This window comes from Allofournierella sp. (assembly GCF_017889395.1).
GTDB lineage: Bacteria > Bacillota > Clostridia > Oscillospirales > Ruminococcaceae > Allofournierella.
Window position 1 is genome coordinate 1 of the sequence record NZ_JAGHKE010000125.1, and the last position, 5,456, is coordinate 5,456.

General features: G+C 61.8%; 7 protein-coding genes. 3 read left to right on the plus strand and 4 right to left on the minus strand.

Going from position 1 to position 5,456, the window contains the following annotated elements; all coding sequences use genetic code 11:
* Nucleotides 1–692, minus strand: a 692-nt coding sequence (locus J7G73_RS12410) for an IS110 family transposase (RefSeq protein ID WP_291246485.1), incomplete at its 3' end; no start/stop codon positions are given.
* A gap of 287 nt (nucleotides 693–979) precedes the next feature.
* Between J7G73_RS12410 and J7G73_RS12415 the strand changes: the two genes are divergently transcribed.
* Nucleotides 980–1,405 carry a YbaK/EbsC family protein gene (locus J7G73_RS12415; RefSeq protein ID WP_291246491.1) on the plus strand — a complete coding sequence of 142 codons (426 nt, stop codon included), beginning with the start codon at nucleotides 980–982 and terminating at the stop codon, nucleotides 1,403–1,405.
* A 49-nt stretch (nucleotides 1,406–1,454) separates the two neighbouring features.
* Here J7G73_RS12415 and J7G73_RS12420 read toward each other — a convergent pair whose 3' ends face one another.
* The 3 genes from J7G73_RS12420 to J7G73_RS12430 are packed head-to-tail and all read right to left on the minus strand — an operon-like array spanning nucleotide 1,455 to nucleotide 3,585.
* Nucleotides 1,455–1,766 carry a hypothetical protein gene (locus tag J7G73_RS12420; protein ID WP_291246486.1) on the minus strand — a complete coding sequence of 104 codons (312 nt, stop codon included), beginning with the start codon at nucleotides 1,764–1,766 and terminating at the stop codon, nucleotides 1,455–1,457.
* A 51-nt stretch (nucleotides 1,767–1,817) separates the two neighbouring features.
* Nucleotides 1,818–2,618: an MBL fold metallo-hydrolase gene (locus tag J7G73_RS12425; protein WP_291246487.1), complete on the minus strand. Its 801-nt coding sequence runs from the start codon at nucleotides 2,616–2,618 to the stop codon at nucleotides 1,818–1,820.
* 28 nt (nucleotides 2,619–2,646) lie between these two features.
* Complete coding sequence (locus tag J7G73_RS12430) at nucleotides 2,647–3,585, minus strand: alpha/beta hydrolase (RefSeq protein WP_291246488.1); 939 nt, start codon at nucleotides 3,583–3,585, stop codon at nucleotides 2,647–2,649.
* Between the two features lie 166 nt (nucleotides 3,586–3,751).
* On the opposite strand from J7G73_RS12430, the gene J7G73_RS12435 reads away from it, so the two are divergent.
* On the plus strand, nucleotides 3,752–5,032 hold the full coding sequence (locus J7G73_RS12435; RefSeq protein WP_291246489.1) for a hypothetical protein: 1,281 nt from the start codon (nucleotides 3,752–3,754) through the stop codon (nucleotides 5,030–5,032).
* Nucleotides 5,033–5,039: 7 nt separating this feature from the next.
* Entirely contained in the window at nucleotides 5,040–5,336 is a 297-nt protein-coding gene (locus tag J7G73_RS12440) for a zinc-ribbon domain-containing protein (protein WP_291246490.1), read from the plus strand.
* Nucleotides 5,337–5,456 lie beyond the last annotated feature (120 nt).

A 5,456-nucleotide genomic window follows, 5' to 3' on the forward strand; every position in this document is an offset into this window, starting at 1 on the left:
CCGAAGTGTCCACAGGCGGAGGCATAAATGTCCAGCGCCTTATCTTCGCTGAAATGGTAGCCGTGCTTTCTGCACCACTTCTGGTACTTGGCGGCAAAGGCCTTCTCAGACAGGCCACAGACGCACTCGCAATGCCAAAAAGCAGCCACAAAGTCTACCCATTTCTCACTGCCATCGGTGCGGGGCGGACTGGTAAACAGGCGGTTTGCATCTGGAAAAGTAGTGTCCAGCAGGGAGATTAAGTTATTCTTCAGCATGGTCTGTACTTTGGAATACTGCTGGTACTGCCGGTAGCAGGTCTTCAGCATGAGCCGGGTGTCCTCTTCCGGGACATATCTCGGCAGTGTGAGCCAGTGGTCAAGGCCGTAGTTGGCCAGCTTCACGGCATCCTTCTTGTCGGTCTTGCCACGTCTTAAACTGTTGTTCCCGTAGTCATGCACCAGCATTGCATTGACTACGGAGACATAAAGCCCCGCGTCGTGGAGCAGCCAGGCCACCGGCGCGTGGTAATTACCCGTGGATTCCATCACCACACGGGTCTCACCGTCCAGGCTTTTGAGCAACCCTGCCAGCTTGCTCAGTTCACTGGCGGTGTGGCGCACTTCAAAGGGTGAAACCACCACTTCTCCGAAGGGCCGCATGACGGCGATCATGCTTTTCCCTTTGGAAACATCAATGCCAACACAGTTCATTCGCGTTCCTCCAATACCAAGGATCTGCAACCGGAATCCATCTTTTCTCGCTGCCGATTCAATCTATTATGTGACGCGAACTCTCCGACATTCGGTGGCTCAACCTGCTTAAATCGAACGCTACAACAAGAGGATGGCTAACAGTCTTTCGCACGGACATATAAGCCCAAGGAGTGATTGGTCAGCCAGTTGCTCCTCTTATTGTAGCTTAGGCACGAGATGGAGGGAAAGCCGAACTGGCTGCCCGGTTTTCCTGTCCAAATTTATTGTAATAGGAGGAGGGGCGCATCCGGGAATTTTCGGTATCCAGCGCCACGGTGGAGCTGGCGGCGGTGGCCGTGGGCTGCGAGCCCGCCCGCATCGCCAAGAGCCTTTCCTTTCTGGTGGAGGACAAGCCCATTCTGATTCTGGCGGCAGGGGATGCCAAGGTGGACAACCCCCGCTACAAGGCCCGGTTCGGCACCAAGGCCAAGATGATCCCCGCCGACCAGGTGGAGGCGCTCATCGGCCATGGGGTGGGCGGAGTCTGCCCCTTCGGCACAAAGCCCGGCGTGACCGTGTATCTGGACGAATCCCTGCGCCGGTTCGAGGTGGTGTACCCGGCGGCAGGCACCGCGGCCAGCGCGGTGGAGCTGAACCTGGCCGAGCTGGAAAAAGCCAGCGGCGCATCCGGCTGGGTGGATGTGTGCAAGGGCTGGAGGCCAGAGGAATAACACCAAAACAAAAAGGCTCCCCGATCAGGGAGCCTTTTCGCGTATCAGATCAACCGGCGGTGAAGTAGCCCTTTTCGCAGAGCACCTCCAAAAAGGAGTTCACCGCCTCGTCGTCGAACAGGTCGGCGTAGTCGTTTTTGGACGCCACCGCCTCCGGCGACAGGTCCAGCCGGCCCTTGGCGGCCAGCCGGTCAAAGGCCTCGCTCACCGCGCCCCGGCGTGCCTGCTCGGCCATGGCCCGCACCGGGCCCCGCTTTTGCAGAAACGCCAGAAAATGCGCTGCGTCCCAGCCGCAGACCAGCTTTGCCTCGGCGGCTTTTTCGGTGACCTCCTGCAAGAATTTCTGTTCCAGATCGCTCATACTCGATCCCTGCCTTTCGCTTGCTTCGTTATTGCTGCGCGCCGTTTTCACTCACAGCGCGATCACGTCCAGATCATAGGGCACATGCAGATCGCCCTGGTAATACTCCTTGCCCTCGGCGGTGTACAGCCGCTGGCGGTCCTCGTAGGTTTTGTCCTCGGTGTGCCAGAGCACCAGATGGGGCACCGCCAGCTGAGCGGCCAGCTCACAGGCCTCCTTCACGGTGCTGTGGTGCTTTTCATAGGGCTTGAACTTCTCCCGGTCGCCGTACAAACAGAACGCCTCGCACAGCAGCCAGTCGCTGCCCTTCACATAGCCCTCGCACAGGGGGTTGTAGGGCTCATCGCCCAGGCAGGTGAGCTTCTGGCCGTCCTTCTCGGCGGTGAAGCCGTACTGCTCCATCTTGGTGGAGTGGATGTCAAAGAAGGTCACGGTGTGGCCCAGAATCTGAGCCTGCTCGCCGTCGGCCACGCCATGCAGCAGGATGCGCTCACCGATCAGCTTGGCGAATTTGCCCTGCACGGTCAGCCGCACCAGCGTCTGGATGGTCTCGGGCAGGCCCTTGTGGCACCAGATGTGGAACTCGCCCTCATATTTGCCGTCCAGCATCAGGGTGGCGATCTTGCGGATCACCCACACCACGCCCAGAATGTGGTCGGTGTGGGCGTGGGTCACGATCAGGTGGTGAATATCCGCCGGGTCGATGCCCGCCTTTTGCAGCTGCACCAGAATGCCGTTGCCGCCGCCCGCGTCCACCAGCAGCACCTCCTCGCCCTGATGCAGGGCAAAGCAGGTGTTGTAGCAGCGCAGGGCCATGGCGTAGCCGGTGCCCAGAACCGTGATCTTTTCCATTGGTCTTTCCTCTTCCTCTACTTTGTTATTACTTTCCTTCCCGGATGAAGCGGCAGGCGCTTTCCATGGCCTCCGCCGCCTTCTTGATGGGGAACATCTGGAACACATGCCACATGCCCGGCCACTGCTCCAGCCTGCACAAAACGCCCTGCTCCTGCATGGCCCGGCGCAGGCCCAGCGAATCCTCCAGAAGGATCTCGTTGTCGCCCACCTGGATCAGCGTGGGCGGGAAGGAGGCAAAATCGCCGTACAGGGGCGAATATTCCCACCTGGACCAGTCCGCCCCGGGGGCGTAGGCCTGGCGCACCGCGCAGATGTAGTTTTTGGTGAGCATGGGGTCGGTCTCGCCCCGGCTGTCGTAGCTCTCGCTGGTGGCGGTCATGTCCGTCCAGGGGGAGAACAGCACCAGCTGGCCCGGCAGCTTTCGGCCCTCGGCCCGCAGCCGCATTACCAGCTCCAGCGCCATGTTGCCGCCGGCGGAATCGCCCGCCAGCACCACATCCGCCGCACCATAGCCCTGGTGCATCAGGTAGTTCCATGCCTTTTCCGCGTCCTTCAATGCCGCCGGGTAGGGATGCTCGGGGGCCAGCCGGTACTCGAAGGCCAGCACCGGGCAGCCGGTGCCCTGGGCCAGCTTTGCCGCCAGCGGCCGGGCGTAGCCCAGGTTGCCGGTGGTGTAGCCGCCGCCGTGGCAGTACAGCACGATCTTGCGGGGGTGTTCCCCCTGCTCGGGCCGCACCCAGGCGGCGGGCATGCCGCCGATCTCAAAGGGCTCCCAGCGCATGCCCAGCATGGGAGTGACCATGCGGCCCAGCAGCTCCTGGCCCTTGCGCTGCCGCTCCAGATCCTCCGGGGTGGTGGAATCCGGCGAGGTGGCGGAATGGATGGCCTTCAGCGCCGCGGTCAGGGTGGTTTCAAAGCGTTTTTCCAGCGACAGAGCGCTCTGCTCCGCGTCGGGTCGGTTCATTTTCAGCATAGGTTCTCTTTTCCGGCCGGGATCGTTTTTACCGGCCTTTCTTTTATTGTACCATACCCCGGCAGCTTTTGATGGACATTCTGAGAATTTTACATCCCATTCGCCCAAAACGTGGTAAAATAAGGAAAAAGAATCCAATTCTTCGGAGGTGAACGCCATGCCTTCCCTTCCCGGCGGCTGGTCCCGGCTGGACAACGCCGCCCTGATGTATTCCGCCCTGCAGCGGGAGGACTATTCCGCCGTCTACCGGTTTTCGGCCCTGATGCGCCAGCCGGTGGACCCGGTGCTGCTGCAACAGGCGGTGGACACCACCCTGCCCCGCTTTCCCGGCTTTGCGGTGCGCATCAAGCAGGGGATGTTCTGGTATTATTTCGAGCCCAACCATGTTCCCGGTCCCTTCGTTCAGCCGGACATCGCCAACCCCTGCCAGCCGGTGCGCTTCCGCAAGGGCGAGGATTGGCTGATCCGCTTTTTCTACTACGAGCGGCGCATCTCCATGGAGGTGTTCCATGCCCTGGCGGACGGCTCCGGCGCGCTGACCTTCTTCCGCACCCTGCTGGCGGTATATCTGCGGCTGTGCGGGCACCACATCCCCAACGAGGGGGGCGTACTGGACGTGACCGCCCCGCCCGACCCTGCCGAGCAGGAGGACGCCTATTCCCGTTACGGCCACGCCCGCAAGTGCCTGGGCATGCGGGAGCCCCCCGCCTACGCCTGCACCGGCGAAAAGGAGCCCTTCTACACCCTGAACGTGACCATGGGCCTTGTGTCGGTGGCCGAGCTCAAGGCAGTGGCCAAGGGCTACGGGGCCTCCATCACCGAATATCTGGCGGCGGTGCTGCTGGAATCCATCCAGATCCGCCAGCGCCGGGAGGGCCGCCGCAAGGAAAAGCAGGTGGCTCTGGCGGTGCCCATCAACCTGCGGCCCCACTTCCCCTCGCCCACCCTGCGCAACTTCATCCTCACGGTGCGCCCGGCCATCGACCCGGAGCTGGGCGACTACACCTTCCCGGAGATAGTCGCCCAGGTGCACCATCACATGCGGCTGCACATCAACCGGGTGGAGATGCAGGCCACCATCGCCGGAAACGTGGCGCTGCAGAACAATCTGCTTTTGCAGCTGGTGCCCTCGCCCATCAAGAATCTGGCGCTGGATCTGAGCTACCGGCTCATCGGCAACCGGCCCTATTCCACCACCCTGACGAACCCCGGCGTGTTTAAGGTGCCCGCCGCCATGGCGGAGCACATCGAGCGCATGGAGATGATTCTGGGCCAGTCCTACACGGCCCGGTCCAACTGCGCCTGCATCAGCTACGGCGACACATTGACCATCACCTTTGCGGGCATCGTGAAGGATACCGATATGGAGCGGGAGTTCTTCCGCCATCTGGTGCGGGAGGGCATCCACGTGAAGGTCCTCTCCAATCGAAAGGAGTAAACGAGCCATGTCTTATTGTGTGCAATGCGGGGTGGAGCTGGATTCCACCGCCGAGCGCTGCCCTTTGTGCGGCACGCCCGTATATAATCCGAATCAGCCGGTGGACCGCACCAGTCCGCCGCCCTTCCCGGCCATCCGGCAGGAGGTGGCCCCCATCGACCGGCGGGAGCTGGCGGTGGCGGTGACGGCGGTGCTTTCCTCCGCCTCGGTGTTCTGCGTGCTGCTGAACCTGATTCGGCATCGCTTGCCCTGTGCGCGGTGTTCCGCAAAAAGCCCTCGCTGCTCAGCGCCTTCATGGCGGTGATTCTGTGCATCGGGCTGTTCTTGCTGGTGCTGGAATTCTTCATCGACTTCACCGTCTCGGGCAGCTACCGGCCCTTCTGGTCGCTCATCGCCTTCGGCGCCTGCCTGGCCCTGATCGCCC

Excerpts from the sequence above, each read along its gene's own strand:
- J7G73_RS12435 (WP_291246489.1), top strand. The coding sequence starts at position 3,752 with ATGCCTTCCCTTCCCGGCGGCTGGTCCCGGCTGGACAACGCCGCCCTG.
- J7G73_RS12430 (WP_291246488.1), bottom strand. The coding sequence starts at position 3,585 with ATGAACCGACCCGACGCGGAGCAGAGCGCTCTGTCGCTGGAAAAACGC.
- J7G73_RS12420 (WP_291246486.1), bottom strand. The coding sequence starts at position 1,766 with ATGAGCGATCTGGAACAGAAATTCTTGCAGGAGGTCACCGAAAAAGCC.
- J7G73_RS12440 (WP_291246490.1), top strand. The coding sequence starts at position 5,040 with ATGTCTTATTGTGTGCAATGCGGGGTGGAGCTGGATTCCACCGCCGAG.
- J7G73_RS12425 (WP_291246487.1), bottom strand. The coding sequence starts at position 2,618 with ATGGAAAAGATCACGGTTCTGGGCACCGGCTACGCCATGGCCCTGCGC.